The organism is Agrobacterium sp. 22-221-1 (assembly GCF_053522445.1).
On the sequence record NZ_JBNWCL010000010.1, the window covers coordinates 1 to 26,753 of the forward strand.

Consider the following 26,753-nt stretch of genomic DNA (forward strand, 5'->3'; position numbering starts at 1 on the left):
AAGGCCAACCCCTTGACCAAAGCCTGATCAGAAAACCATACTCAGAGGTGGCTCACTTCTCGGTGGAAAAACCGGCTCAGTTCCGCGTGGAAACCAACATTGTTGGTGTAGAACAGTAGGGTCGAAGCATTATAGGGCTGGGCGAAGAGCTTGCCCTTCGAGGTCTCGTAATAGGTGCGAGCACCGGCGATATAGCTGTCCCACTTCACATCAGGCAATTCGTCCTGCACGGGAACGACCGCGTCCGACAGCATCAGATCCAGCGTGCCGGCATCGAGCACCTGCAAAAGAACCGGCGCGTTCTTGGCCCGATAGGCGGCGATCGCCTTCTGCATCAGGACTTCGTAATTGCCCTGGCCGACGCAGGTGACCTTGTGCTCGCTCTGGGCGGCGTTGAAGGCGTCGCATTGCGCCCGGATCGCGGTTTCGACCGGGCCGGTGTTGCCGTACCAGAATTCGATGTTGGCGGCATGAGCAGACGCGGCGCAACCAAGAAGTGCCGCTGCTGCGGCAAGGGTTGAGAGTTTCATAGAGACCTCCGTTGAGACATCGCCGAGCCCTCCTCGGCCGATTGAGCGATGCCTTAGTTACTCAGATAGGGTAACAATAGTATGACAAAGTGCAAGAGCTTGAATCGAGAAAAAATCAACGTTAGTAATCTATGGCTTAAATCGATCGGTTTGGTTTATACCCTTGCATGGTAAGTTATTGAGGATGATCAATGGGCTATTCACCCTACGCGTTGATCGCGCCACGTTTTTTCCGGCCGACCGACGATGCGGTCGCAACGCCCAACGAGCGGGCACTCTTGCGTGTCATCTGGCGCAATCCCGGCGTTTCCCGCACTGAGCTGACCGGTCTGACCGAACTTGCCCAGCAGACGATACACCGGCTGCTTGACCAGCTGGCCGAGCGCGGCATCATCAGTCTCGGGGCGCCCAAACCCGGTCTCGGAAAGGGACAGCCCAGCCCGATGCTGACGCTGGACGGCGCCTACGCCTGGTCCTGTGGCATGTCGGTCAACACCGACGTCATCGATGTCTGTCTGATGGATTTCGCAGGTTCGGTTCTGGCCGAGACCAATGTCCAACTTCGGGAGAAGACGGTTGCTCAGGCGCTGGAGCGGGTCCGTGACTGGGTGAAGGAGCAGCAGGGCAAGCTCGGTCTGTCGGACGAGCGGTTCTTCGGCGTCGGCCTCGGGATTGCGGGGTTCCATGTGAGCGGGACCAGTTTCAATGCCTCGCTGCCTTTGCATGAATGGTCGCTCATCGAGCTCGGCCCGCTCGTCACCAGTCATTTCGACAGGCCGGTTTGGGCGTTGAATGGCGGCAAGACGGGCACCATCGCCGAGGCGATGTTCGGCGTTGGGCGGTACATCAAGGATTTCGCCTATCTCAGCTTCAACTACGGCTTCGGGGGCGGCCTCATCTGCGACGGCGAACTTCTGCACGGCGGCAACGGCAATGCCGGCGAGTTCTCGCAAATGTACGAAGATGAAGAGGTCACACGCCGCCCGGCGCTGCAGATCATCCTTGAAAAGCTCAAGGCCCACGGGGTCGATGTGCCCTCGATCACCTATCTCCGCCGGAACTTCGATCCGAACTGGCCGGGTGTCATTGAATGGCTGGACGAGATCACACCGGCTTACAATCGCCTGATCAACGCGATCTGGGCGGTCTACGATCCGCAGGCCATCGTGTTCGGCGGACAGATTCCGGCCGGGCTTGCGGAAATGATGATCGATCGCACGCGGCTGTACGGCAAGCCGCGTTATGGTGTCGGCCGAGCCAGCCCGAAGCTGATTGTTTCGGAGATAAAGCCGGACGCCGCAGCCATGGGTGCGGCAGCCACGCCGTTCAAGCTGACGTTTTTTTAGATGAAATCCGCCTACATGCGGCGTCAGCGTACACTCTTCCCAACAGAAAAACTCTCTGTAGATAAGAGATGGTGCGGGTGGTCGGGCTCGAACCGACACTCCTCTCGGAACCGGATTTTGAATCCGGCGCGTCTACCAATTCCACCACACCCGCACGGTGCCGATCTCCTGCGTGCGTAGCGCCTGAGGGTAGCCGACCGCTCCTATACAGCACCTGCGCAGTGATTTCCAGAGCAAAGTTGCGCTGTGGAAAAACAGTAATTTCAGCGCTGTAGCGAACGCTGTCGAACCAATTGCTGCCTTTCCTTCAACTCGTGCCCCTGTTACTCGGGAACACATACAACCTCGGGACTGACCACATGCGGCGACGACGATCATGTCGGCGCTGTGGTGCACTGCCTCCACGTTCAACTCGGCAGGGATCAGATCGGAAGGCCGAAAATGGGCTCGCATGCGCTGATTCTCCGTCAGAAACGGCCAGTAGAATCCGAAACATCATCGAGAATGAGTCAGACCCCCGTTACGACGCCGATTGACAGGCACTGGACAAGGCGGGGTGGAAGGTTGAAGACCTCGATCTGGTGGAAGCGAATGAGGCATTTGCTGCACAGGCATGCGCCGTAAATAAGGAAATCGGTTGGGGCCCGAGCATTGTAAACGTCAACGGCGGAGCGATCGCTCTCGGGCATCCGATCGGTGCATCCGGTGCACGCATCCTAGTTACGCTTCTCCACGAACTTGCCAGAAGAGACGGACATAAAGCACTGGCAACGTTGTGCATAGGCGGTGGAATGGGGATCGCACTGACAATTGAACGCTGACTATATGTCAGTCCCCGGATGGCTCAACGCAGATTTGGTTAAAAATCAAATTGGCAATTCGTGGAGTTCCGTAATCAGCCAGCTAAAAAGGCGATTGTCTGAGATCGTGTCTTCTGTTCTCAACCACATTCAACTGGTCAGGCGCTCATCGTCGCCGAGGAAGGCAGCTTTATTCGTGCCGGAAGAAGGCTCAACACGCATTACTTCCTGGTGAGCCGCAAAATTCGCTACCTTGAAGAGTCGGTGGGGATAAGGTTATTTACCCGCGGTGGAAGCGGTGTGACCCCTACGCCCGATGCAGCCCATTTCGCGACGTTCGCCAGATTATCACCGACCTCGAAACTGTTCTCAACCTCGGGGATAATGGTCGTCACAACAAGCGGCAGCCTCTCCGTCGGCGTGCATGTGTCCATGCTCGACGGTGAACTTACAAAAGCCTTCACCAATTCGTCACCGAGTATCCGGATTTTTCCCCGTAATATCTGGACGCGCCCCGTGTTGAATTGATAATTGCCGCGAATGCTGGCGATCGGCAGTAGTGATCCTAAGCGTCTTGGTGGCCGCCTCAAACAGGATCGAATAGACTTGCCGCTTGTTCTGGTAGGCTCGCGTCTCTCCATAACGTGCGGGAAAATCGATCACCACGCCCGCGGCCGGGGAGCTCTCCACGTTCATCGCTTATCCAAACGCCGCTAGAAACACTTCCGTCGCCCTTTCGACTGCGGACTGACGAACTTGGTGATCGGGTTGGTCATCCAATCCCCATAGCTGACGCTCGACAAGTCCAGCCTCACAAAGGGACTTGAAGTAAAGGCTGGCCTCGCGGAGGTCGGATCGTTGAAGCTTGCCCGCCTCCATCAGCGCAGCAATGATTTCACTGATCGCGATGAGGGTTTTCCGCGGTCCGTTCTCATAAAAGATGCGGCTTAGCTGTGGCTGTCGTCCGGCCTCGCCCATGATCAGGCGATTTGCCTCGACGACGTCAGGGCGCGTGACAAGATCGAGATAAGCAGTCCCGAGCTTTCGAAGAATTTGCTCGACATCGTCGCCGCGTCCCGCAGCCTCGATTTCCTCGACGCCGCCTTTCCCCGCCTCGTTAACAAAGGCCTCAAAGAGCGCCTCCTTGCTTGGGAAATAACCGTAAAGCGTAGCCTTCGACGCCGTGGCCTCAGCCGCTACCGCTTCCATAGTCACCGCGCCGAAGCCCCTTTCGATGAACAATTTCCCGGCGGCCTTCACAAAACTCAACCGCCGATCCTCGGTCTTTCTTCGCATCGCGTCATTCCCGTTTCGCATCAGGCTCAACGCCCGCCGTCATCATAATTAAACGATATCGTACAGGAATATTGACAAGGAACAAGTCGGGTTATATCTAAACGATAACGTTCAATTATGGGTGCCTCTGTGAGCGCTAAGCCGGAAATGCTTGAAAACGAAAAAGGCTGGGGGCAATCCGCCCCCGTGGCTCCATGCGCTGTGGGAAAGCCGATGGACAACCGGCCCGCTGCCGATCCACCTCGTCACCCGATCGCGTTCGCCTTGCACACCACCATTGCTGCACTCATGGCGCTCGCCCTAACACACGTGCTCGGCATCCATCATCCATGGTGGGCGGCGATGACCGTTTGGCTGGTCGCTCAGCCGACACGCGGCCTTCTTGTGGAGCGCAGCGCCGCGCGCCTCGTCGGGACGATCTGTGGAGCCGCCGCCGGCGCATCGATTCTGCTCGTCCATGCATATCTGCCGGTCACTGTGATCCTGCTTGCCTTCTGGCTGGCTTGTTGCGCTGGGCTCGGCACGATCTTCCGGCATTTCCGCAACTACGGCTTTGTTCTTGCCGGCTACACTGCGGGGATCGTCGTCCTGTTTGGGTTGGGCGACGGACATGCGGACAGCGTGTTGGCGCAGGACCGGGTTCTGTGCACGCTGATCGGCATCGCCTGTTCGATGCTGTCCTTCAGAGCCCTGCCGTCGCGAAAGGCGGATGCACAGGCACGGGCCAGGAACCTTCTGGGTCGCGTTTTGCAGCGCATCAAAAACCGGCAGACCGACAAACAAGCGCATGCGGACGCTTCGTTGATCGCCGAGATAGGGGCCTTTGACCGAGCCATCGACGAGCAGTCCGCAGGATCGATCCGCGGACGTGCCGACGCCCGGCGCCTGCGGCACATCTCCGGCATATTGCTGGAACTTCTCGCGCTGGGCGGAAGTAGGAACACGGCTCTCGACAGACCCTTCGCGCCTGACGATCCGTTTCAGCGGGCGCGGCGTATGGCCAGGGATACCGCAGCACACGGTCACGTGGTGCTGGCCGGCGCGCTGGAGGATCTTGCGAAGGCGCTGGAGCCCGGCCGTCTGTCTGCACTCAGTTACTTCCGGTTCGACTTCGATCGCGTCGCCTCGTATCGCGCCGCCATGCGGCCGGTGGTTGCACTGGCAGTCGCGTCCGCGATCTGGCTGGCCACAGGCTGGCAGGCTGGCTCCATGATGGCGATGACAGCGGTCCTGTTCACCTCGCTGTTCTCCAGTCACGACCATGGAAACCATATGGTTGTCCAGGTATTGCTCGGAACCCTCGCCGGCGCCGCGATGGGACTGCTTGTCCGGCTGCTTCTGCTGCCGCATGCCGAAGGTCTGCTGACGATACTAGTCTGCGTCACGCCGTTCCTGTTGGTTTCAGCGTGGCTCATGCGCAAGACCGTCACCGCCAAGATGGCCATAGACATGGCCATGACATTCCTGTTGACCGCCCAGCCGGGAACCGCGCCAGTAGCCGCCGAGACCGCCGTTCTGGAAGCCCTGGCAATCGTCTCGGGCGTGGTCATAGCGGTGGCGATATTTTGGCTGGTCCTCCCGTCGACGCCGGATGTACGCCGCAGGCTTCTCGCCCGCCGTATTGCAACCTTGACGCACCACATCGACATCGCCTGCGGCGCCGACGAAAAAACACTGGCATCCCATCATGAGACGTTGCGCAGCGCGCAGGTGCAGCTGCTCGACGTCACGGAGGTTGAGTCCCCGCTTTTCAAAGCAGCACAGGCCTGCCTGGCCGCCGCCGCAGAAAGCCGCCGCCTCAAATCGGCTACCGCAAGAGAGGCTTCGATCAAGGCGAGCGCGGCGCTCGATGCGCTGGCCACTTCAAACACAAGAAGGAAAAACAATGCCTGATACTCAGATCCAGCGTCAGTTCACCGGCCAGTATATTGATGGGCGCTGGCGAACCGGTCGGGCTGCAACATCGCTTAGCGATCGCAACCCGTGCAACGGTGAAGTCTTAACCGAAATCGGTTGCGCCTCCCACGATGATCTCGACGACGCCTATCGCGCCGCAGCGAGAGCCCAGCTCGACTGGGCGCGGCTCCTGCCAGGAGAACGGGCTGCGGTCATGCATCGCGCAGTCGCCGTCATGGACCGCCGCCATGCCGAGATAGTCGACTGGCTGATCGCCGAATCCGGCAGCACCCGCATGAAGGCGGAAATCGAATGGGCGGCCGTTCGCGCCGGCACGCTGGTTGCAGCATCCATGCCCGCGCGTGTGATGGGACGGATACTGCCCATCGACATTTCCGGGAAGGAGAGCAGAGTTTATCGCCGGCCGTTGGGTGTCGTCGGCGTCATCAGCCCCTGGAACGTTCCGATGCATCTGTCGAATCGTTCGGTCGCTCCGGCGCTCGCACTTGGCAACGGTATCGTGCTCAAACCTGCCGAGGACACGCCGGTCACCGGTGGCCTTCTGCTTGCCAGCATCTACGAGGAAGCGGGACTGCCCGCCGGCCTGCTCAACGTTGTCGTCGGCGACGTAAGGGAAATCGGCGATGCGTTCACGCTGCACGAAATTCCCAAGTTCATCTCGTTTACAGGGTCTACGCGAGTAGGACGGCGTATCGGCGAACTGGCGATGACCGGCGCCACGTTGAAGCGCGTAGCGCTTGAACTGGGTGGCAATGCGCCCTGTGTAGTGCTGGACGATGCCGATCTCGACCATGCGGTTTCCGGAGCTATCGTCGGTCGCTTTCTGCATCAGGGGCAGATCTGCATGAGTACGAACCGCATCATCGTCGAGTCGCGACTTTATGATCGCTTCGTGGAGGCGTTCATCGAGCGAGCACGTTCATTGAAGGTCGGTGACCCGAACGAACCGGACACGGTGATCGGTCCGCTCATCAATGAGAGGCAGCTCAAGGCAGCGCTCGGTCATGTCGACAAGGCGAGGGCCGCCGGCATTCACTAAGTCCTGAGCGATGAACCCTCAGGACAGGTTTTGCCGCCTCAAGTCTTTGTCGATGTCGCTAATAATTCCGCTTTGGCGCAAACCGAGCTGTTCAGCCCGATCGCGTCGCTGATCCGAGCGGCTGATGAAGCCGACGCGTTGCGCATGGCCAATGCCGTCGAATTCGGCCTGTCGAGCGCGGTCTTCACCACCGATGCCGCGCGCGGACTGCGCTTTGCCAAAGGCATCGAGGCGGGCATGACCCACATCAACGACATCTCTCCCAATGACGACCCGAACACAATGTTCGGCGGCGAGAAGAACAGCGGTCTCGGCCGCTTCAACAGCGACTGGATCATCCAGGAACTGACCACCGATCACTGGATCAGCGTGCAGGACGAACCGCGCGTCTATCCGTTCTGACCTTACCCCCCCAGCAACCGGACCTAAACAGAAGGAAAGACAAAATGAGCATGACCTTCCCGGAAATTCCAGAATTCACTGGCCTCTACGAGCCCAGTCGCGTCGAAACGCAGATCTTCGATCTCGAGGTCGAGGGGACCGTTCCTCCGACGATTGCCGGCACCTTTTTCCAGGTATCCCCGGATTCCTATTATCCGCCGATGCTCGGTAAGGACATCTTCTTCAACGGCGATGGACTGGTCTCGGCCTTCAGGTTCGAGAACGGCCATGTCAGTCTGCGCAGGCGCTATGTCCATACAGACCGGTTGGCGGCGCAGTGGCGCGAGCGGCGCTCGCTCAACGGCGTCTATCGCAACGTTTTCACCAACGACCCGCTGGCAGCCGAAAACAACACGACAGCGAACACGACGGTACTCTGCCATGCCGGCGTATTGCTCGCCATGAAGGAGGATGCACTTCCTTATGCGCTCGACCCCGAGACGCTGGAAACGATCGGCGTCTGGGACTTCAACGGCCAGATCAAGTCGGCCACTTTCACAGCCCATCCCAAGGTCGATCCTGACAACGGCGACCTCCTTTGCTTCGCCTATGAAGCCAAGGGCGACGGCACGCCCGATATCGCCTATTTCGAAATCGACGCCTCGGGCAAGCTCAAGAAGGAGATCTGGTTCAAGGCTCCCTACGCCGCAATGATCCACGATTTCGCCATCACCGCCCGGCATGTCGTCTTCCCGCTCATCCCTCTGACCGTCGATATCGAACGCATGAAGGCGGGCGGGCAGCATTTTGAATGGCAACCGGATCTGGCGCAGCTCTTCGGTGTGCTGCCGCGAGACGGCAGCGCTGAGGATGTCATGTGGTTCGAGGGGCCGAAGGACGGATTCCAGGGGCATACTCTGAACTCGTACGAGGAAGACGGCTTTCTGCAGGTCGACATGCCTGTCACCACGGGGAATATCTTCTACTTTTTCCCTCAGGCAGACGGGTCCGTACCGCTTCCCGAAACCCTCAGTTCGCAGCTGATGCGCTGGTCGTTCAATCTCAATGGTCCTGGCGAACCGGGTGCGGCCGACTATGCTCTCCAGCCGCGCCCCATCACATCCTTCCCGTGTGAATTCCCGCGTTGCGATGAACGGTTCACCGGCAAACCCTATGAGCATGGTTTCGTGTTGGCCTTCGATCCGACACTACCTTTCGATGAAAGCCTGGGGGACCGACCGTTCCAGTTCTTCAACCAGCTTGCCCATGTCAATGTGAAGACAGGTACGACTGATGCCTGGTTCCCCGGTGATGGACAGTGCTTCCAGGAGCCGATCTTTGTGCCGCGTTCGGACGATGCTCCTGAAGGCGATGGATATGTGATTGCGTTGCTGAACCATCTCAACGGCGACAACACGGAACTGGTCGTGCTCGACTCGTTGAATATGGCGGCCGGCCCAGTGGCCCGCATCAAGATCCCGTTCCGCCTGCGCATGTCGCTGCACGGCAACTGGACGCCCGCGAAGGCGCTCGAAGCGGTCCGCAAACAGGCCTGATCCGCAAACACGCAACCGTGCGTCGGGATACGTCCCGGCGCAAGGGATCCAGAAAGTTCTGTCTGATTTCAACCATGTGTCCGAATCTCGGCGCAGGGTCGCTGGCGGCTCACGCCTGCGTGAGTCCGTCCATTCCGACCGTCGAAGATGCCCTGCCGTCGATTGACGCACGACCAGTTCCGGTTGGAAGACAACTTCAGCCGATGGTCGGGTTGGCGCAGAAAGACGGGCAATCAAACGGTCGACTGCCGTCTCCGCAATTTGTGACAAAGGTTGGCATATGGTGGTCAGCCGCGGCGTCGTCAGGCGAGATAAGACAATGTCGTCTATTCCAACCAGGGAAATATCATTCGGGATCGAGATGTCACGCTGGCGTAGTTCCGAGAGGATGCCCACAGCGATCATATCATTGAGCGCAACGATTGCCGTTGGCCGCGGTACCGTCTCCAGCAAGCGCCCCGCCGCACGCCGCCCCACCTCGAACAACTCGATGTCCGAATAGCTGATCGCTTTTTTATCAGAGTTTTCCTCGAAGACAGGGCACTCCGCGAGGTTAATTTCAGCAACCGCAGCTCGGAAACCCTTGAGGCGCGAGGCGCGGGCAAAGGTGAATGATTTGTCCGTCACGTAGGCGATCCGGGTGTGCCCGAGGCCGCGCTATAAACGGCGTTTGCGGCTTCAAATTCTTTGGTATCGCGCACACCGGCCTCATTGAGGACAATGCGCCGCCCAGAGATGGTAACAAATCGACTTGACGGTTCACGTCAGTTGCGACGTTTCTGGTCTAACGAATTTAATGTCGAGGCCGTTGAGGACGTTTGCCGGCTTGGGGTGATATCTCGGCGATCGCACGACGAATCGGGATTACGCCCTCTTAACTCTACCGCAACCGCCCGGTTTGGACCGCGTGCCGCCTGAGGTAGATACCCATCTGATCGCCCACGACGGAGATGACCGCCCCGGAGGTGTCTCTCCTGAGCAAGGGGGCGGCCGAGACCTCGCACCGGCGTAAGCTGAACAGCAAAACCCAGGCGACTGCGGGAACGGCAACGCACCTTGCGAGGCCTTCAACCACCGGATACTTGCACTCTCTCAAAGTCTTATTGTCGACGGCCTAGCCGCAGGAGAGGGCCTCCTCCCGTCAGGGGCAAAGGCCGCTCCGCTGACCAAAGGAGATCGTGACGACTGACAAATCCAACGCAAACTATGTAACGACCGAGTACGACATCCAATCATGCCTGGCTGGACGATGCCTGACTATTTTGCGGCCTGCCACAGGTCACAACGATGATCGGCGCGATACTCATCTTCGCTGATGACCTTCGTAATGCCGTCTTCCAGAAACGCCAGACGCTGGGGGGTTTCCACGGTAAACCGAGGCCATTCGGGCGGCATTCCTTTGGGATCGGCGAGCGCCGAAAAATAGCGACGCATCACCTCGGCGAGTTTCAGTTGCCGAGTCGTCAAGCCCGCAGGCACCATGCTTTCTCCCCACAGATAGGAAATCTCCGAACTATGGCCGCTTCCTACGGCGAAGGACTGTGGAACGGAGGCATAGGAACGCAACGGCGCCGTTTCGTCCCTGAACTCGTAGGCATAAGTGGGGGTCCAGCGGGCAAGTGCCGTAACAAGCTTTGTCGTCGGGCAGGTAGAGCCGCGGTCGGTGCTATAGTCGGCCAGCGCGGCTCCGGGAGCGGTCGTTTCGATCGCCGAATAAGCAGCGAGGATTTTTTCCGCCTTGTCTCCTTCGTTCTTGCGGACTTCGGCGCGATACTGTGCCTGACTGACCGGTTGATCCTTCAGATCGTTGGCCTCATAGACGAATATGCGCGCTTCGTTTCGCGTATTGCCCACAATGACCGGGACCCGGTTGAATTCTCCGGTCTCGAATGCCTCTAAAGGCGGTTTCGGCATGGCGTAGCCGCCGGAAACCGTGGGGAGAGTCAGCGCGGACTTTTCCTGAGCATCCAGGATTTCGTCCGGGCTCTTGCCGCGAAGGCAGGCGAGGCGGGTTGCCTTGTCCGCACAACCGATTGCAGCCGCGAATTTCTCCCCGCTTTCCACCGCCTTTTCGTTCGGCGTGCTCGGGCAGTCGCGTCCACTTTCTATGATCGCTCCATGAAACAGGCCCTTCGCTTGCGGCGACGCGACGATGAAGCATACGCCTCGGGCTCCGCCCGATTGTCCGGCAACCACGACCCTTTCCGGATTGCCTCCGAAAGCGGCGATGTTCTTCTTGACCCATTTGAGAGCCTCGATCTTGTCGAGATCACCGAAATTCCCACTGCTCTTGCCATCCTGAGATTCCGCATTCAGTTCCGCAAGCGCGAGATAACCGAGAGCTCCCAGTCTGTAGTTCGCGGTTACAACGATATTCCCGCGCCTTGCAATCTCCTTCGGGTCCCAGTCGGTCTTGGCGCCATTGCGCGATCCACCGCCATGATATCCCACGATGACGGGCAAATTTCCCGCATCGCCCTGCGGCCGGTAGATGGTGAGGGTCAGGCAATCCTCGGTCCAGCTTGCCCCTTTGTCCGGACGCCAGAACACCGCGTGTTGGACGCATTCGTTGCCGGGCACATCTGCGACAAAGGGTTGCTTGAACGGCTCCGCTTCCCGAGGCGGAGCGAAGCGCAAATCACCTATCGGCGGTCGGGCATAGGGTATACCCTGATAGACAAGCAGATCGCCCTGTTCTTGTCCGACGACTTCGCCGACCGGCGCGGAAACGGGTTGAGTGACGGCATGCGCGGCGGGTGCTGCGAACGATAGCAGCATGACGCCGATCATCGTGGGGCGATGTGCGAACAACATTCGTGTTCCTCCTGATATAGGGTCTTCAGTTTGCTTCGGGGCCTTTGGCGCACATCAGTTCGTGCGCTTGCGTTCGATGTGGTCGCTGACCATGCCGGCAATGCCCTTTGCAATGCCCTCTTCGGCGCAACCCGGCTTCAGCCGCGAACCCAGAACCTGGAACGTCTGATGTTCGAACGACTGGTCGTCCGGAATATAGCCGGAATTGGCGCGACCGTTCGCCAGGGTGATCAACACGGTTTTCGACAGGGGCGACATCTGTTTCGCGCGTTGGCCGATACGGCTATAGATCTCGGCGTTGACGGTCGAGAGCGCGATATCACCGATGCCAACGGCCCCTAGCCGGATGTCGACGTCCTTGCCGTCTTCGTATTGACCGGCCGCACCCTCGCGCACTTTGTCGAGTCGCGTCCGGCCAGGGCAGGTCAGCGTGGTCTGCGCCGCCCAGATTTCCGGCGATGCCATCCATCCATCCGTATGAGACATGACGCGGATGACTTCCTCGCCGAGAATCACACCGAGGGCCTGCATATAGTCGGCAAGCTGGTGCGCTCTTTTCGGATCGAGGGGGCCGTCCACCACCTGCTTGTTGCGCAACGGCGCCTCGACATCCTCGCGGCTCATCTCGTAGCCGGAGATCGGTACTCCGGTTTTTGACGCGAGCGTGTTGGTGCCAGTCCTCAGCCAGCGCGGGTTCTGATCACCGGATGCTCCCTGGGTGAATATCGCCACGACATCATCGCTGAAATTGCGCTCGATATAGCGGCTCGTGGCGGCGGCGAAATCTCCGCTGACAAAACCCGAGAGATAGCCGTTCACAGGATGCATCGCATAATTGACATAGGTCGCGATCGGCTCGCCACTCGGCTTGATGACGGAAAGGACGCTTACGGTCTTGTCGGAATAGGCATTGAAATTCGCTGCCTGCGTCCACAGATGCGTCCGCGGATTGATCGCGTCGCGGTTGACGTTGAGATAGGCTTCTCCGGTGGAATAGCCGACCTTTGCCGGTTGCAATGCGGAAACGGCCTTTTTCACCGCATCGACCGCAACATTCGACACGAAATCGCTGCCGTAGCGCGGCTGGCCAGGCGCCGTGGTCGCATTGGCCGGCCAGTCGCTATGGGTATGGGTGGATGACAGGACAACGTTCTGAGGCGGAATGCCGAGGGTTTCGCCGATGCGCTTGCTGGCCTCGGCCCAGACTTCCTCGTTTATGCCGCCGAGATCAGCACCGATGAGCGCCATCTTCGTCTTGCCGTTGTCGATGACGATCACCCGAAGATAAAGCTTCTCGTGATCGTATTCGTTCATCGCCGGGTAAGCCGGGCTCGCTGGTGGTGTGATCTCGATGCGCGCAGCCCCAGCACGGAGCGTTCCCGTTGCACTCTGCGCCGCGGCAGGGGCCGCCGCCAGGGCAGATACGCTCGACGCGATTGCGAGGCTAATAACTGTCTTTTTCATGCTTTCCTCCAATGGAATAAATGAAAAGAAATACAGGCGCCTGTTCTTGTGGCGCGCCGGCTGGACATCCGGTGACATTGCGTAACGGCCAGCCGCTCTTCCGGCGACGGCACCGCCGGAAGTTTGTCACTCATCAGGAATGGAACCGAGATGCGGGCTACAACACGCCGGCGGCCTTGAGCAGCGGCAGGTCGTGATTGAACCGGACTTCGCTCTTGTTGTCGAAGATCATCGTCGCACCCTTGTCGGCGGCATAAGCCGGCCATTCAGGCAGGCCAGGATGGTTCGGATTGCCGGATTTCGCGAAATTGATCCATGCCTCGCTCATCTTGTCCTGCAAGGCAGCAGCCTCTGGCCCGCCGCCTGTGGCCTGCGAGACAAGTTCGGCATTGGCAAAGACATAGGGAATTTCCGAGCAATGCCAGGCGCCGCCGATTCCGCCCATGGCAGGCGATTCACGCGTGAACACGTAGGAATAGACCGGTGCGCCGCCCTGCTTGGCCTTCATCTGAATGTTCTTCAGCGTGCCGGTGCGGCCGGTCAGATCGACGAAGGCGGCATCCGCCAGCTTCTTTTCAGGATAGGCCTCCAGAAAAGCCTTGCCGATAGCATTCGCCTTGTCGCCGAAGCGTTGCTTCAGTTTGGCGTCGGTCTTTTCAGCGTTCCATTCGTTCTTGTTGTCGGCATAAAGGATCGCCGGGTTGATGCGGGTGACGGTCTCTTGCTCGTTGAGCACGGTGCCTATCAGCAGCGGGATATCCTTGGCCTGATCCACCCAGCCATCACCTACCGGATCGCGCGGCAGATATGCGCCATCGACAACCGGTGCCCAGCGCGGGTTTTCGATGCCTTCTTTCTTGGCATCCTCCAGTGCCTTCGTACCGGCCTCGACAAGTTGCTCGACGGGCACCGTCTTGAGGTGGTCGACCTGAGAGGTTTCGATACCGAGATTCTTCAAGGTGAGTTCCGCAACGCGGCGTGCCGACCTCTGGCTGGTGACCGGCGAGGTCGTCGCGCCGCTCTGAACGATCGCCTTGCCGAACAGGCCTTTTGCCGCCGGGAGCCCCATCAGCGTGCGCACCTTGCTGCCGCCGCCCGACTGACCGAATATCGTCACATTGCCCGGATCGCCGCCGAACGCTTCGGCATTGTCCTTGACCCACTGCAGCGCCGTGACGAGGTCGGCGATGCTGGCATTGCCCGATTCCTTGTATTCCGGCCCATAGGCGGAAAGATCCAAGAATCCGAGCGCGTTCAGGCGATGGTTGAGGGTGATCACCACCACATCGCCCTTGCGCGACAGGTTTTCGCCGTCATAGGAGACCTGCTCGATCGAAGAGCCGTTGGTGTAGCCGCCACCATGCAGCCAGACCATCACAGGCCGCTTCTTGCCGTCCTTCAGGCCGGGCGTCCAGACATTCAGGGACAGGCAATTCTCGCTGCTCGGCAGGTAGCGATGCGGATTGAACAACTCGTCGCCCGCGACCGACTTCATCGCCGGGATCGGGCATGTTTCGCCGAACGCCAACGCAGGCCGCACGCCCTCCCAGGGCGCGACCGGTTTCGGCGGCACGAACCGTTCGGCGGTCGCATATTGAACGCCGAGATAGCTATAGACGCCGTTGCGTTCGGCCCCGACGATCTCGCCAGCCTTGGTATCGACGACGGCCGCCTTGGCGCCCGACACGTAACCGTCGGCATAAACCGTCGAGGCAGTACTCACACCTGCGAGAAGAATTACCGAGGCCATGGCCAGGTGGCGCGGCGTTTTGCCGATGGCGAAATAAAGGCCTTTGGATATTAACGATGGTTGGTAACGCATCTGCTATTCCTCCAATCCATGATGACGTTCGGGAGCGAGAAATCGTCGAGGCTGACGGTATCCTCACACAACCGCGTGCAGCTTCCTCCAAAGCCGCACGATGCCCTCCCATCCAGAGGACCTGCGTAAAGTCGAACATAATCGATTTAAGTCAATCCTTGCGGACGGCATAACTGATAGAGCAAAATGCAATATAAAAGCAGAGCAAGCGATTTGAGACGCTCAGCGAGCGCTTCGCACAATTCCGTCCGCAATATCCAGATGCGTTGTGCGCTTCGTCGCCGAGCGGCTTCAAGCAGCACCGGTCCGTCCGGCATTACCAGTGCTTGACGAGATGTGATTCACGTTCTCCGAGAAGGAGGCCGTGATGGGTGATTTGTTTCTGCTGAGCGAGCGCCAGATTGCGCGAATATCGCCGCATTTCCCGCTTTCGCATGGTATTGCGCGGGTCGATGACCGGCGCGTGGTAAGCGGCATCGTCTATGTGATCAGGAACGGGCTGCAGTGGAAGAAAGCGCCGGCTGACTACGGTCCGCACAAGACGCTCTATAACCGCTTCATCCGCTGGAGCCGCCTCGGTGTTTTCGACCGTATCTTTGCCGGGCTTGCGGGCGAAAGGCCGAAACCCGAGCGCATCATGATCGACGCGACGCATCTGAAGGCCCACCGCACGGCAGCGAGCCTGTTTAAAAAGGGGATGTTCCCCGTCGTATCGGGCGAACCAAGGGCGGGCTGAACTCGAAGCTCCACACCGTTTGCGACGGTGACGGACGGCCAATCATCCTGCTCCTGTCGGAAGGCCAGATGAGCGACCACAGGGGCGCTCGTCTCGCGCTCGACGCGTTGCCTCCCGCCGCTCACCTGATTGCCGATCGAGGATACGACAGCACTTGGTTCCGCGAGGAACTCGAAGCCAGAGGCATAGAGCCGTGCATCTCGTCCAGCCGGAGCCGCAAAGTTCCATTCGCCTACGACAAGGTCCTCTACCGTCAGCGCCACAAGGTCGAGAACCTCATCGGACCGGTTCGGGATATGGGCAATATTCCGTCGGTTCCGATCAATTGACCCGCTTTCAAGCTTGATGGAGGCCGTTACAACCGGCCCGTACCGCGTGTAACGCTCACGTCTCCACCGCGCCATTTGAGAAAGCGGATCTGGCCGACGATTGGTTCTACCTTATATTCCAACTGCGGGGGTGCAGACCATATTGGCTGCGAAGATTGCCAAGTCAACGACGGTGACGATTGTCAGGATCGTAGTGCGACGATAGGTTTTATAGTGAATTCATCTTGTAATCACCGACACCTTCACCGGCACCATGAGCTGATAGCCGCCGTTGCGGATTGTCTTGAAGAGCGGTCCGGTTTTGCTTTCGCCGAGCTTGCGACGCAGTCTGCTCATCAGGACGTCAATCGAGCGGTCCATATGATCACGAGAGCGTCCCTGCGTAAGTTCAAGAAGCTGGTCGCGTGACAGGGGCCGACCGGGCCGCTCAAGAAATACCCTGAGAAGCTCGAACTCGGCACGGGTGAGATCGACGGTGTCGCCATTTTCGCGTGACACGTGGCGCTGCTCGGGATCGGCTTCCAGTCCGGCGAAACTGTAGATCCTCGCTTCAGCATCGGGCGGATCGTTTTGACCCGAGCGCCGTAATACGCTCTTGATGCGGGCAACCAGTTCCTTGGGGTTGAAGGGTTTGCCGAGATAGTCGTCTGCATCGATCTCCAAACCGACGATGCGATCGACGTCTTCCTTCAGCGCCGTCAACAGGATGACGGGTATGGGGGAGCGGCGATCACGCAACCCACGGCAAATGTCCAGACCCGAGCCATCTCGCAACATGGCATCGAGAACCAGAAGATTTGGATTGGCAACCTGCATGTGATGTTCGAATTCGCGCTTGTTCGATGCGACGGAGACACGAAACCCCTGTCCGCTGAGATAACGCGCAAGCAGGGAGCGAATTTCAAGGTCGTCATCGACGATTAATATATGAGCCTGACTGTTCATCTCCGATGCCCTCTTGCATGGCGGAATTATAGAGATCACACCCGCGCGAAGCTGAGAATTTTGTAAAAAATCTTTTCTGCTTTAGAGTTAGCAACCTTTCTTTGCAAATTTTGCGGGCTGGGAAACCTTCCCAAATATGCGGACCAATTCGGGATACGCTCGCTGCTTATGGTCATCAACCGTGAACACTGACATTGGAAGGAAGACGTCATGAGAGGCTCCCTCATGGTTACGGGGCTCCTGTCGGCAGCTTTGGTGATATTGATAAGCGCGCCCTCCCATACGCAAGATCTCAGCGGCGGAACTTCGGAAGAAAGGGAATTGAGGATCCCAATCGTTGCGGGCAATCCAGGCAAGCCGAAGAAGGACGGATCGGCCGCCACCGGAATGTTGCCCCTTCCCATGCCAGGAGGCGGTGACGGTCCTGGCTTGCCTCCGCCCTGGATCCACGGTGAATATCCATTTGCCCAGCCAATCCGACCGCACGAGGATACTGGTCTGCCACCAATCGGCGCGGGGCCTGGTGGCGATTGGCCCGGTGATCCCGCACTTAGTTTTGCAGCGCAATTGTCGGCGTTAGAACTGTATGTCGGTATCGGCGCCGCGCAGATCGATGCTTGGCGCGCCTATACATCCGCATTTATCGCCTTCTTGGAGCCCCCGGCTGTACCTTGGGCGATCATCGGGCCTCCTTCGCCTCCAGCTACCGGTCGGCCAGCAATGCCGGCTGAAGATCAAAGGGCAGTACCGCTTTTTGCCGAAATCCTCGCCGACGGTGCCATCGTACGTGCGAAGAAGGCCAGGTCCTTGAAGCAGGCGATCGACATCTTGCAAAAGACGCTCCGACCCGAACAGCTCGACAAGCTCGCTAAAGCCGACCACCCTTTTGGTCCGCTTCATCTTTTTGCGCCGCCGCTCCCCCCGGAGATTCTTCCGAGCCCGGGCGGCGACACCCTGCCTCTGCCGCTGAGGTGAGACACCACCCCCCCCGATGTCAGCTCCCAGGACGAATGGCGATGAGGCCGGAAACGGCTGTAACTTGGGGTACCCAAAAAACTTCATTGTCGCCCCGGTCCCAACCGTATCAGACAGCCTCTTCTGAGAGCGGCGCTTCCCTCAATTCGAAGATGTGCCGGTCGCAGCGGATTGGGCGCGCAGCCACCGGCGGTTCAGAACGGGCCAGCCACGGAAAACGACGACTGAAATGGTAAACACGAAGATTTTGAAACGAATAGCTTGGTTCGCCCCGTCCCTTCTTTTGCTTCACGGCGTTGCCGGCGGCACAGTCTCGGGCGGAGCAGTCGATTGGTTGGTCCTGGGACCGTTGATGCAGCTGGCGTCCGAGAGGATGCCCGGGGCGAGCGGCGAGGTTGATATCCCCTCGGTTACGGCGGAGGATGAGCCCGCGCCGCATTATAGCGCCAATTCCGTTAGGGAGGGTTTTGAGGACTGGGCGGTCGAATGCAAGATTATCGAAGCGGCCCGAAGATGTTCGATGGGGCAATATCATGAAGATAAGAAAACGGGCAGAACGATCATCGCGATAGCGATTTTCCCGCCTGCAGACGGATTAACGCGTGTTCTGGTACTGATGCCGTTTGGTCTTTCGCTGTCGCAGGGAATTCGGCTGAAAATGGATGGTCAACCAGCTGCTCAGATCGCACCCTTTGCGACTTGCGTCGCGGATGGTTGCCTCGTTCCAATGGTCTTTTCAGGGGATAGCATCGACGCTCTGAAACACGCCGGGACCCTAGCGATCGCTGCCACGGTTCACGGCACGTCAACAGAGCAGATGTTCGAGATTTCGTTAAAGGGATTCGCAGCTGCTTACGGGCGGCTAATCAGTTTGAAATGAGAGCCCGTGACGACGTGGTTGGTCGTAAGCAGGAACTGCAGGTCATGCCTGCGCGGCGGGAGTGAGAGGAGCCGAAGAGCGGTGTCCTTCCCACCACGAGAGCGTTCTTTTGCTCCACGGCACTCAATGCACTAGGCCCTGTTCGTCAGGCGACCGCGAAGCAATTTCATCCCGAGTCACCCTCGCGGGGCAGGATAGGGGCCCCAACGAGCAGCAACGATGGCTTCGTCAGTCCAGCCGAATGGTCTATTTTAAAGGAGGTCATCGTGCCGAAAACGATAATTAATCAAGGCCCCCTACTTGGTTGCGTCCGTCTTTCCGTTATCGGGACAATGGTTGCGACACTTGTCGGGTGCGTCGTCGGGCCTGACTATCAGACGCCGAAAACGGTCCATCTCGCCTCGTGGGCCAGTGCAAAAAAGGCCGAACGGGCCAAGCCGCCGGAGCTGACTCAATGGTGGCGAAAGTTGAACGACCCGCTCCTCGACGATCTCATAGCGCAAGCCATCGAGAAGAATTTGGATGTGGCAAGCGCCAAAGCCCGGGTGAGGGAAGCAAGAGCTGCATATCGCCAGCAGACGGGGGCCCTCCTCCCCACACTTGACGGTTCGGCTTCGACAACACGGAGCAAATCCAAGTCGTCGGACGAAAACACGATCTCCACCGAATATCAGATCGGCTTTGACGCGAACTGGGAAATAGATCTGTTCGGCGCAAACCGCCGCGCCGCCGAAGCCGCACGCTATTCGGCGGAAGCAGCGGACGAAGATTTGCGCGATGCCTATGTCACGCTAATCGGCGACGTTGCCTCATACTATATCCAGGCACGCGAATATCAGGCTCTGATCACCTTGGCCGGACGTACGGCCCGATCGCAGCGCGAAACCGCCTCTCTCACGCGCAAGCAGCAGGAAGCTGGCGATGCAACGAGTGTGGATACTGCGACGGCTGATGCTCAGGCTGCCTCCACGGAAGCCGATATCCCATCCTATCGGATTTCCTATCAGCATTCCGTCCATCGGTTGAGCGTTCTTCTCGGCAACACACCTTCGGCGCTACAGCAACTCATGGATAAACCCGTCCAGATTCCTTCTCCGACATATCCGGTAAACGTCGGCATTCCGGCCGACGTACTGCATTCGCGTCCGGATGTGCGATCGGCGGAAAGACAGTTGGCGCAGTACACGGCAAAGATCGGTCAGGCTGAAGCCGCTAGATATCCCTCCATCAGCCTGACGGGCGACATCGCGTCATCGGCAGCAAGCATTTCCGATCTCGCCCAGAAGTCGTCGATCAGTTGGTCGTTCGGACCGACTATTTCGATCCCTCTTTTCAAGGGCGGGCAATTGAAGGCCGCCGTCGACGTGGCAAAGGCACAAAGAGACCAGTATTTCGTTGCCTATCAATCTGCCGTCCTCTCAGCCATGGAAGATGTCGAGAATGCCATCGTCGCTCTCAACCAGTCGCAGCAGCGCCGGGCAAAGCTGTCGGCGTCGGTCGCCGCCTATCGGCAGGCGGTGCAATTGGCGCATGCACTCAACAAGGCCGGGATGGAGGATCTTCTGGATGTACTGGAATCGGAACGCGATCTGTACTCCACCGAAGAAGACCTCATCGAGAGTAAAGCGAATATAGCAACCTATTATGTCTCCCTCCACAAGGCCTTGGGTGGCGGATGGAAAGGGAATGCCCGCGTCGAAAAACCCGCAGTTGTGGATACGGATACAGGACCCAGGATCGCCAGCAGGTGAGCTCAGTCATTGCGGTTTCGCCGATCAGATAGCGCCACATGGGCCGTGGCAGGCGGCCGCCCCCAGTCGCATTCGGCTCTCGATGGCGTAATTCAAACGTGCCGAAAGACGGTTGAGCGTCCGAGCAGTTGCTCCAACTTCGCCTGGGCCGTCTCCGGGAATGTGCACATACTCAGTCCGATCCGACACGTCCGATCGAACTATCGACAAGCCGCAGGGGTTTGATGATTTAGGAGGCCGCAGAGATCGAAATGATCGTGCTGCTGATGATGATCAAGACAATCCAGTCGGCAAGGACCATCCGGGCGCCGGTCTGTGATTGGGTCTCAGCGATAAGTGGTATGTCGTTAAGTTGGCGGAAGAGGTCAGGGAGGGGCATGCTTTTGGTGGCAATGGCCCTTTTGGGCTTGAGAAATTTTCCACCGATCGGGTGGAAAGCAGCGAACTCATTGTTCTTCGTACCTCTCTGTCCGGCCCGAATTGCTGGCCCATCCTAAAGGCAACAACTCCCCGCACGGTATGTTCTATTATCGAGGGACGTATCTATTAAGCCTTTGGGGGTGAACTGCACCCCCTTTCGACCGGACAGTCGGCATAAGCAGAAAGGCTCAAGCACGGGCTTGAGGACAGGCTTATGTCTAACGAGTATCGACATGTTGAATTGCTGACGGGTGATATCCGCCGCAGGCGGTGGACAACCGAGCAGAAGCTGACAATCATTGAGCAGAGTTTCGAACCAGGCGAGACGGTATCTTCGACCGCTCGCCGCCATGGCGTTGCGCCCAATCTGCTTTACCGGTGGCGCAGGCTCTTGAGTGAGGGAGGTGCTGCCGCCGTGGATTCAGACGAGCCGGTTGTCGGCAATTCGGAAGTGAAGAAGCTTGAAGACCGCGTCCGCGAGCTGGAGCGCATGCTGGGCCGCAAGACGATGGAGGTCGAGATACTCCGCGAAGCCCTTTCGAAAGCAGACTCAAAAAAACGGATATCGCGGCCGATCTTGTTGCCGAAGGACAGTTCCCGATGAAAGCCGTCGCAGACACGCTGGGGGTGTCCCGTTCCAACCTCGTGGAGCGGTTGAAAGGCAGATCAAAGCCGCGCGGGCCCTATCGGAAGGCCGAGGATGCAGAGCTTCTGCCCGCCATTCGCAGGTTGGTGGATCAGAGGCCAACCTATGGCTATCGGCGGATCGCCGCGCTCCTCAATCGCGAAAGGCGAGCCGCCGATAAGCCTGTCGTCAACGCCAAACGGGTTCACCGCATCATGGGCAACCACGCCATGTTGCTGGAGAAGCATACGGCCGTTCGCAAGGGCCGCATCCATGACGGCTTCGCAAATCCGAATGAATTATAACTACTTGAAACACTCAACTATTTTAGAGAGGACACTTGGGCTCGTGGATGAGTTCCAAGCCTGCCGAGCGTCGATAGTTGGTGAGGCGATGGCTCAGAACGTGCCGCGGACGCCTATGCCAAACATTCGCGGTTCGGTCATGCTGGCCTCGATACCACCAATGCCGCGGTTCTGCTGCATATAGGTGGGCGCGCGCTCGTCGAAGACGTTCTTGACGTAAGCGTAGAACTCAAGCTCGTCCTGGAACTTGTAGCTCGCCCGCACGTCCGCGATCGTATAGGGATCGATCGCATAGGTAGCCGTATTGGCCGTATCGGAATAATAACCGTCGATATGGCGCACCTGTCCAGAAACGGTGAACTTGTCGGTCACATCCCAGCTTGCGCCGATACTAAACATGTAGCCCGGCGATTTTGCGAATTCATTGCCGGCATAGCTGGTGTTGCTGGCGATCTCGTCGATTTCGGTCTTCAGCAGACCGGCGCTGGCCTTCAGCGTCAGATTGTCGAGAACCTGATAATCGGCACCAACTTCCAGACCATAGGCGTGAGCCTTCTGTGCATTGATCGTATAGGACTGGGTAACACCCGAAGAGATGACGACCGGAATGTTAAATTGGGCATTCGTATAGTCCATGTAGAACAGGTTGCTGTTAAGCACCAGCCGGTCATCCAGCAGACTCGCGCGGGTGAACAACTCATAGTTCCAGATCTTTTCCTCCTCGAAGGTCATCCATTTGCCAGATGAGATATTGAGTGACACCCCGCCCGGATTGTATCCGCGGCTGATCATGCCACCGACAGTCCAGTCGTCGTTCACCGCATAGGCAAGCGTCGCCTTGGGTAGCAGTTCGGAGAATGTTTCGTCAAAATCCACGGCCTGAGCCGAATAGACGGAACGGCCTGTACGCTGAATTCGGTCCTGCTGGTAGCGCAGCCCGCCGGTCAGCGTCCATTGGTCCGTTAGGCGATAGCTCAACTCGCTGAAGATACCTAAGTTATCTTTGGTGTCGTCGAACGTCGAAAGACTATTGTTATATCGCCCCGTAAGTCGAAGAAGCTCGTCAGCCTGAGTATGAGCGTAATAAATACCCGCAACACCGCTCAGCACGTCTTCCTGATCACCGAAGGTCACGCGTGTTTCGTGGGAAGTGTTCGTCTGGTCGATATCCGCATCGCCGTTGTTCACGACGCCAACCCGGCGTCTGGCATCGGAAGCCGAGAACTGCGTCTGGTTGAACAGTTTCACGCCGTTCTCGAAATCGTAATTGATGTCGAGAATACCGGTGTGGGTGTTCTGGCTCCAGCTTGGCATGGTGGTGGTGACGTGATTGAGATCCTCGAAAGGACGCGACGCCGCTTCCTGGCTCGGCCGGTTGGCGGCATTATAAGAATAGGTCAGTTTGGTCGTCAGCCCGGGAATCTCCGGCGGTTCCCACAGAAGCTTGAAACGCGCGTTAAATTCCTTGAAGTCCTGATCCGTTCCCTCATGGGCGAATGCGGAATTTATGTAATCGATGAAGGTGTCGCGGCCGGAATAATCAACCGCCAAACGCGCCGCCAGCTGATCCTCGACAAGCGGGCCCGAAAGCGCAAATGAAGCCCGCTTCTGGTGGTAATTCCCGATTTCCGCCTGATAGGAGGCTTCCGGCGTGAATGTCGGATCCTTCGTGTTGACGATGATCGCGCCGGCAATGGCGTTGGCACCCTGCGAGGTGGTCTGTGGGCCACGGAAAACTTCGATGCTTTCGACATCCCAGATGGAGGTGGCACCATAGATGAATTCGTTATAACCGAGATAATGGCCGTCTACATTGATCGTGGCGCGTGGCACGGTGCCGGCAAAAAATGCCGTCGCGCCCGTATTCGGACCTTGCGTATCCAGACCGCGAATGATCGGGGCGCTGACATTGTCGGTGTAAACGACGTTCGGAATATCCTTGATCGCTTCCGAGACGGTCGGGTCGCCGGTCTTTTCCTTCTTGATTTTATCCCCGGATATGACCGAAACGGACGACGCCGTGTTCTTCATGTCGCGCGCCACTTTTTCACCGGTCACGACGATCGGCTTCAAGACGGTGGTGCCCGCCGTCGCCGCCTGCTGATCCTGACCGAGAACCGGCGTCACAAACAATGTCGCCAGCGTCAGAGCGCTGACCCCGCTCATCAAACGACCGTTAGAGCTAAACCCCATCACACACCCCTAATAAACATGAGTATTAAAGTCATATTCAAGTAACGGAAGCGTTATCCGTTTCGCAATAGAGAATGCGTTCTGTATTGCGGACAAAAAGGCTTCCGTAACGGGATGTGCCATATTTACAACAAAGTTTACCGACCGCCGCTTGCGCACCCGCAGCGTTTCGAAAGGGAACAGCATGGTTCCGTCCGCAGAAATCGATTCCGATTTCCGGTCCGATGCGTTAGGCATGCTCAACAAAACGGGGGGAACGGGCTTGAACGCCATGGATGACGATTCGGACAATCTGCCGGAAAACGAGGGCGAAAAGCGCTCGGCCCTCATTCAGTCGGTGTCGATCGCGGCGCGTTTCCTCAATCTTCTCGCCAGATCGGACAGGGCGCTGGCACTTGGCGAACTGGCCAAACGCGCCGGCACCGGCCGCTCCACCGCGCATCGCTACATGCAAAGCCTCGTGCGGGAGGGGCTGGTGATACAGGACCCCGCAAGCGGCAGTTACGATCTCGGACCCGCGGCGCTCGGAATAGGCATCAGCGCGCTCAGGCGAATCAATCCCGTCGAAACCGCCGGCCGCCAGATGAATGCGCTTGCTTCCAGGATCGGCGCCAGCTGCGGCGTGGCGATCTGGACCGAACGCGGCCCGACCGTGGTGCGATGGGCGAGAAGCGCCAGCTTTTCCATCAGCACCGTGGCGCTCGGCGATGTTCTGCCGCTGGACAACAGCGCCTGCGGGCTGGTTTTTCAGGCCTACCTGCCACCGGACAGGATAGCCGCCGTGCGCAGGCTGCAACCGGCCGCCTTTCGCGGCTCCCGTCCCGATGCCGGCATTCTTGAAACCATCCGCGAAGCGGGTGGCGCGGAACTCAATGAACATCTGTTCTCCGCCCTGACGGGCAAGGCCGCGCCGGTTTTCGACGCCCAGGGCGAACTCTGTTGTGTCGTCACCACCGTATCCTTCGTGGCCACCGCCGAGACCGAACGGCATTTCTCCCGGCTGATCGAAGCAGCTAGACAGGCGACGGCCGAATCCGGCGGAGCGTAAGCCTATTCGGCCAGATGCTCCGCAAAGGTGCAGCACGAGGATAGCTTGGACTAGTGTGAGTACCGGATCCGCCACACCAGCGACGGTCGGCTTCCGATTAATAACTTCTTCCTGGAACGCTATCAGGCCGTTTTGTACCCGACGGAAGGGAAGCTTCGCCGCAGCTGGCAAGTACTCTTTGGGCGGATCTGCAGTTGCCCAGCCGCGCCCTTGCCCCCTTTATCAAGGGAGTCTGACCCCCCTCCCAAGTTTTATCCGGTTTTTGAGTTCGCTCGCGCGGTTATTGAGGTGCTCCCCGATTTAGGGCCAGCGGGAGCTGGAATTTTCCGGGGTTAAGGCTCATGTTGGCGGGGGGGGGGGGGAGCGATGAGCTGTTCATGAGCAAAATCGGCACCTTGTTACCGATAGCGCTGTGTGGCCGGAACTCATCATAGTCTCTACGCCAATCCTCACGGCACGATTTTGGAACAGCGAGGTTGACGGGGGTCGATTCTCTCAAGATCTTCACAGTGGAGGCTTGGAATTTAATTAGCCCCGCCACAAGCGGGGCCGAATTTTTTCGATCAATCGAGGCGGATACCGGCTTTGTTGACCAGCGCTCCCCATCGGTCGATTTCGGTGGCAATGTGCTGACTGTAGTGGGACGGACTGTTCGTCCAAACATCTGCACCCTCGACCGAAAGGCGATCGCGGATTTGACTGTCTGCCATGCCTTTCACGATCTCGTTGTTCAACGTCTCGATGATTTCTTTGGGAGTTCCGGCGGGTGCCGAGATGCCATACCACTGCGACGCCTCAAAGCCTGAGAAGGTCTCCGCGACGGTTGGTATCGTTGGTGCAGAGCGAAGACGCGTTTCACCCGAAACCGCAAGAGCTTTAAGCTTCCCCGCCTCGACATGCTGGAGGAGGTTTGGTGCGCCGGTGAAGGTCAGCTGGACCCTGCCGCCCAGAAGATCCGTTACAGCCGGCGCCGTTCCCTTATACGGAACGTGGGTCATCTTAACGCCAGCCTGCTCATTAAGTGCGACCATCGCGATATGCGCTGCACTGCCATTGCCGCCGGACGCGTAGTTCAACTTGCCAGGATTTTGCTTCGCATATTCGATGAGTTCGGCAAGAGTGTTTACCGGTACATCAGAGTTGACGACGAGCATATTGTGAACCTTCGCGATGCCGCTGACATGCTCGAGGCTCTTTAATGGGTCATAGGATAGCTTCGGATAAAGAGCAGGAGCGACGGCAAGCGTGCCAATGTGCCCCATAACCAAGGTATATCCATCAGGCTGTGCTCTCGCCACGGCCGCCACCCCGACCGTTCCACCTGCTCCGGGCCGTGACTCAACGATGACGGGCTGTTTTAGAGCGGTTTCCAGTTTCTGCCCAAGCAGACGTGCGAGAATATCGGTCGAACCCCCTGGGGTAAACGGGACGATCATCGTGATGTTCTGGTCCGGGTATGTCTGCGCCCGAGCGGCAAAGCCCGGCAAAGCGGACACGGCCGCCGCAGCCGTTCCGATCAGCATGGTGCGCCTGGTAATCCCGATATCTTGGTTCATGTGCACTATCCTCCAAAGATGCGTG

18 protein-coding genes, 1 tRNA gene and 6 pseudogenes are annotated in these 26,753 nt (G+C 58.5%); 13 read left to right on the forward strand and 12 right to left on the reverse strand.

What is annotated here, in order from left to right:
- Positions 1-101: 101 nt before the first annotated feature.
- A pseudogene (locus tag ACQZ5N_RS16115) lies at positions 102-530 on the reverse strand (extracellular solute-binding protein); the annotation flags it as partial.
- A gap of 191 nt (positions 531-721) precedes the next feature.
- Between ACQZ5N_RS16115 and ACQZ5N_RS16120 the strand changes: the two are divergent.
- Entirely contained in the window at positions 722-1,876 is a 1,155-nt protein-coding gene (locus ACQZ5N_RS16120; RefSeq protein ID WP_448733449.1) for an ROK family protein, read from the forward strand.
- 69 nt (positions 1,877-1,945) lie between these two features.
- On the opposite strand, the gene ACQZ5N_RS16125 is transcribed toward ACQZ5N_RS16120, so the two are convergent.
- A tRNA-Leu gene (locus ACQZ5N_RS16125) sits at positions 1,946-2,030 on the reverse strand.
- A gap of 382 nt (positions 2,031-2,412) precedes the next feature.
- On the opposite strand from ACQZ5N_RS16125, the pseudogene ACQZ5N_RS16130 reads away from it, so the two are divergent.
- Together ACQZ5N_RS16130 and ACQZ5N_RS16135 are read left to right on the forward strand one after the other, a co-directional pair.
- A pseudogene (locus ACQZ5N_RS16130) lies at positions 2,413-2,697 on the forward strand (acetyl-CoA C-acetyltransferase); the annotation flags it as partial.
- 147 nt (positions 2,698-2,844) lie between these two features.
- Positions 2,845-3,204: a helix-turn-helix domain-containing protein gene (locus ACQZ5N_RS16135; protein WP_448733571.1), complete on the forward strand. Its 360-nt coding sequence runs from the start codon at positions 2,845-2,847 to the stop codon at positions 3,202-3,204.
- Here ACQZ5N_RS16135 and ACQZ5N_RS16140 read toward each other — a convergent pair.
- Both ACQZ5N_RS16140 and ACQZ5N_RS16145 read right to left on the reverse strand, forming a co-directional pair.
- Positions 3,148-3,372: a hypothetical protein gene (locus tag ACQZ5N_RS16140; protein ID WP_448733450.1), complete on the reverse strand. Its 225-nt coding sequence runs from the start codon at positions 3,370-3,372 to the stop codon at positions 3,148-3,150. The genes ACQZ5N_RS16135 and ACQZ5N_RS16140 overlap by 57 nt on opposite strands.
- A 3-nt stretch (positions 3,373-3,375) precedes the next feature.
- Positions 3,376-3,972, reverse strand: a complete 597-nt coding sequence (locus tag ACQZ5N_RS16145; RefSeq protein ID WP_448733451.1) for a TetR/AcrR family transcriptional regulator — start codon at positions 3,970-3,972, stop codon at positions 3,376-3,378.
- A 213-nt stretch (positions 3,973-4,185) separates the two neighbouring features.
- Here ACQZ5N_RS16145 and ACQZ5N_RS16150 point away from each other — a divergent pair, with 213 nt between their 5' ends.
- From ACQZ5N_RS16150 to ACQZ5N_RS16160, 3 genes and pseudogenes are all read left to right on the forward strand, one after another.
- Positions 4,186-5,865, forward strand: coding sequence for an FUSC family protein (locus tag ACQZ5N_RS16150; RefSeq protein WP_448733452.1), 1,680 nt, complete (start codon positions 4,186-4,188; stop codon positions 5,863-5,865).
- Positions 5,858-7,330 (forward strand): annotated as a pseudogene (locus tag ACQZ5N_RS16155) (aldehyde dehydrogenase family protein). Before ACQZ5N_RS16150 ends, ACQZ5N_RS16155 begins: the two are co-directional and overlap by 8 nt.
- A gap of 44 nt (positions 7,331-7,374) precedes the next feature.
- Entirely contained in the window at positions 7,375-8,865 is a 1,491-nt protein-coding gene (locus ACQZ5N_RS16160; protein ID WP_149622365.1) for a carotenoid oxygenase family protein, read from the forward strand.
- A 168-nt stretch (positions 8,866-9,033) separates the two neighbouring features.
- Here the strand turns inward: ACQZ5N_RS16160 and ACQZ5N_RS16165 are convergent.
- The 4 genes and pseudogenes from ACQZ5N_RS16165 to ACQZ5N_RS16180 form a co-directional block, all read right to left on the reverse strand.
- Positions 9,034-9,507 (reverse strand): annotated as a pseudogene (locus ACQZ5N_RS16165) (substrate-binding domain-containing protein); the annotation flags it as partial.
- Between the two features lie 615 nt (positions 9,508-10,122).
- Positions 10,123-11,679, reverse strand: coding sequence for a carboxylesterase/lipase family protein (locus ACQZ5N_RS16170; protein ID WP_448733453.1), 1,557 nt, complete (start codon positions 11,677-11,679; stop codon positions 10,123-10,125).
- 54 nt (positions 11,680-11,733) lie between these two features.
- Positions 11,734-13,221, reverse strand: a complete 1,488-nt coding sequence (locus ACQZ5N_RS16175) for a neutral/alkaline non-lysosomal ceramidase N-terminal domain-containing protein (protein ID WP_448733454.1) — start codon at positions 13,219-13,221, stop codon at positions 11,734-11,736.
- A 79-nt stretch (positions 13,222-13,300) separates the two neighbouring features.
- On the reverse strand, positions 13,301-14,965 hold the full coding sequence (locus ACQZ5N_RS16180; protein WP_448733455.1) for a carboxylesterase/lipase family protein: 1,665 nt from the start codon (positions 14,963-14,965) through the stop codon (positions 13,301-13,303).
- 367 nt (positions 14,966-15,332) lie between these two features.
- Between ACQZ5N_RS16180 and ACQZ5N_RS16185 the strand changes: the two genes are divergently transcribed.
- Together ACQZ5N_RS16185 and ACQZ5N_RS16190 are read left to right on the forward strand one after the other, a co-directional pair.
- Positions 15,333-15,701 carry a transposase gene (locus ACQZ5N_RS16185; RefSeq protein ID WP_448733456.1) on the forward strand — a complete coding sequence of 123 codons (369 nt, stop codon included), beginning with the start codon at positions 15,333-15,335 and terminating at the stop codon, positions 15,699-15,701.
- Positions 15,698-16,030 (forward strand): transposase, encoded by a 333-nt coding sequence (locus ACQZ5N_RS16190; RefSeq protein WP_448733572.1) that lies wholly within the window; start codon positions 15,698-15,700, stop codon positions 16,028-16,030. Before ACQZ5N_RS16185 ends, ACQZ5N_RS16190 begins: the two co-directional genes overlap by 4 nt.
- 219 nt (positions 16,031-16,249) lie before the next feature.
- On the opposite strand, the gene ACQZ5N_RS16195 is transcribed toward ACQZ5N_RS16190, so the two are convergent.
- Positions 16,250-16,975, reverse strand: coding sequence for a response regulator (locus tag ACQZ5N_RS16195; RefSeq protein ID WP_448733457.1), 726 nt, complete (start codon positions 16,973-16,975; stop codon positions 16,250-16,252).
- A gap of 225 nt (positions 16,976-17,200) precedes the next feature.
- On the opposite strand from ACQZ5N_RS16195, the gene ACQZ5N_RS16200 reads away from it, so the two are divergent.
- From ACQZ5N_RS16200 to ACQZ5N_RS16215, 4 genes and pseudogenes are all read left to right on the forward strand, one after another.
- Positions 17,201-17,950, forward strand: coding sequence for a hypothetical protein (locus ACQZ5N_RS16200; protein WP_448733458.1), 750 nt, complete (start codon positions 17,201-17,203; stop codon positions 17,948-17,950).
- Between the two features lie 229 nt (positions 17,951-18,179).
- Complete coding sequence (locus ACQZ5N_RS16205; protein WP_149622372.1) at positions 18,180-18,830, forward strand: invasion associated locus B family protein; 651 nt, start codon at positions 18,180-18,182, stop codon at positions 18,828-18,830.
- Positions 18,831-19,096: 266 nt separating this feature from the next.
- The gene (locus ACQZ5N_RS16210; protein ID WP_448733459.1) at positions 19,097-20,581 is read left to right on the forward strand and encodes an efflux transporter outer membrane subunit; all 1,485 of its coding nucleotides are present in this window, start codon (positions 19,097-19,099) and stop codon (positions 20,579-20,581) included.
- A 634-nt stretch (positions 20,582-21,215) separates the two neighbouring features.
- Positions 21,216-21,907 (forward strand): annotated as a pseudogene (locus ACQZ5N_RS16215) (transposase); the annotation flags it as partial.
- A gap of 117 nt (positions 21,908-22,024) precedes the next feature.
- Here ACQZ5N_RS16215 and ACQZ5N_RS16220 read toward each other — a convergent pair.
- On the reverse strand, positions 22,025-24,124 hold the full coding sequence (locus ACQZ5N_RS16220) for a TonB-dependent receptor (protein ID WP_448733460.1): 2,100 nt from the start codon (positions 24,122-24,124) through the stop codon (positions 22,025-22,027).
- A gap of 271 nt (positions 24,125-24,395) precedes the next feature.
- On the opposite strand from ACQZ5N_RS16220, the gene ACQZ5N_RS16225 reads away from it, so the two are divergent.
- Positions 24,396-25,172: an IclR family transcriptional regulator gene (locus tag ACQZ5N_RS16225; RefSeq protein WP_448733461.1), complete on the forward strand. Its 777-nt coding sequence runs from the start codon at positions 24,396-24,398 to the stop codon at positions 25,170-25,172.
- A 349-nt stretch (positions 25,173-25,521) separates the two neighbouring features.
- Here the strand turns inward: ACQZ5N_RS16225 and ACQZ5N_RS16230 are convergent.
- Positions 25,522-25,653 (reverse strand): annotated as a pseudogene (locus ACQZ5N_RS16230) (integrase core domain-containing protein); the annotation flags it as partial.
- Between the two features lie 82 nt (positions 25,654-25,735).
- Entirely contained in the window at positions 25,736-26,728 is a 993-nt protein-coding gene (locus tag ACQZ5N_RS16235) for a Bug family tripartite tricarboxylate transporter substrate binding protein (RefSeq protein WP_448733462.1), read from the reverse strand.
- Positions 26,729-26,753: the final 25 nt, after the last annotated feature.

Excerpts from the sequence above, each read along its gene's own strand:
- ACQZ5N_RS16120 (WP_448733449.1), top strand. The coding sequence starts at position 722 with ATGGGCTATTCACCCTACGCGTTGATCGCGCCACGTTTTTTCCGGCCG.
- ACQZ5N_RS16140 (WP_448733450.1), bottom strand. The coding sequence starts at position 3,372 with ATGAACGTGGAGAGCTCCCCGGCCGCGGGCGTGGTGATCGATTTTCCC.
- ACQZ5N_RS16145 (WP_448733451.1), bottom strand. The coding sequence starts at position 3,972 with ATGCGAAGAAAGACCGAGGATCGGCGGTTGAGTTTTGTGAAGGCCGCC.
- ACQZ5N_RS16150 (WP_448733452.1), top strand. The coding sequence starts at position 4,186 with ATGGACAACCGGCCCGCTGCCGATCCACCTCGTCACCCGATCGCGTTC.
- ACQZ5N_RS16160 (WP_149622365.1), top strand. The coding sequence starts at position 7,375 with ATGAGCATGACCTTCCCGGAAATTCCAGAATTCACTGGCCTCTACGAG.
- ACQZ5N_RS16170 (WP_448733453.1), bottom strand. The coding sequence starts at position 11,679 with ATGTTGTTCGCACATCGCCCCACGATGATCGGCGTCATGCTGCTATCG.
- ACQZ5N_RS16175 (WP_448733454.1), bottom strand. The coding sequence starts at position 13,221 with ATGTCACCGGATGTCCAGCCGGCGCGCCACAAGAACAGGCGCCTGTAT.
- ACQZ5N_RS16180 (WP_448733455.1), bottom strand. The coding sequence starts at position 14,965 with ATGCGTTACCAACCATCGTTAATATCCAAAGGCCTTTATTTCGCCATC.
- ACQZ5N_RS16185 (WP_448733456.1), top strand. The coding sequence starts at position 15,333 with ATGGGTGATTTGTTTCTGCTGAGCGAGCGCCAGATTGCGCGAATATCG.
- ACQZ5N_RS16195 (WP_448733457.1), bottom strand. The coding sequence starts at position 16,975 with ATGAACAGTCAGGCTCATATATTAATCGTCGATGACGACCTTGAAATT.
- ACQZ5N_RS16200 (WP_448733458.1), top strand. The coding sequence starts at position 17,201 with ATGGTTACGGGGCTCCTGTCGGCAGCTTTGGTGATATTGATAAGCGCG.
- ACQZ5N_RS16205 (WP_149622372.1), top strand. The coding sequence starts at position 18,180 with ATGGTAAACACGAAGATTTTGAAACGAATAGCTTGGTTCGCCCCGTCC.
- ACQZ5N_RS16220 (WP_448733460.1), bottom strand. The coding sequence starts at position 24,124 with ATGGGGTTTAGCTCTAACGGTCGTTTGATGAGCGGGGTCAGCGCTCTG.
- ACQZ5N_RS16225 (WP_448733461.1), top strand. The coding sequence starts at position 24,396 with ATGGATGACGATTCGGACAATCTGCCGGAAAACGAGGGCGAAAAGCGC.
- ACQZ5N_RS16235 (WP_448733462.1), bottom strand. The coding sequence starts at position 26,728 with ATGAACCAAGATATCGGGATTACCAGGCGCACCATGCTGATCGGAACG.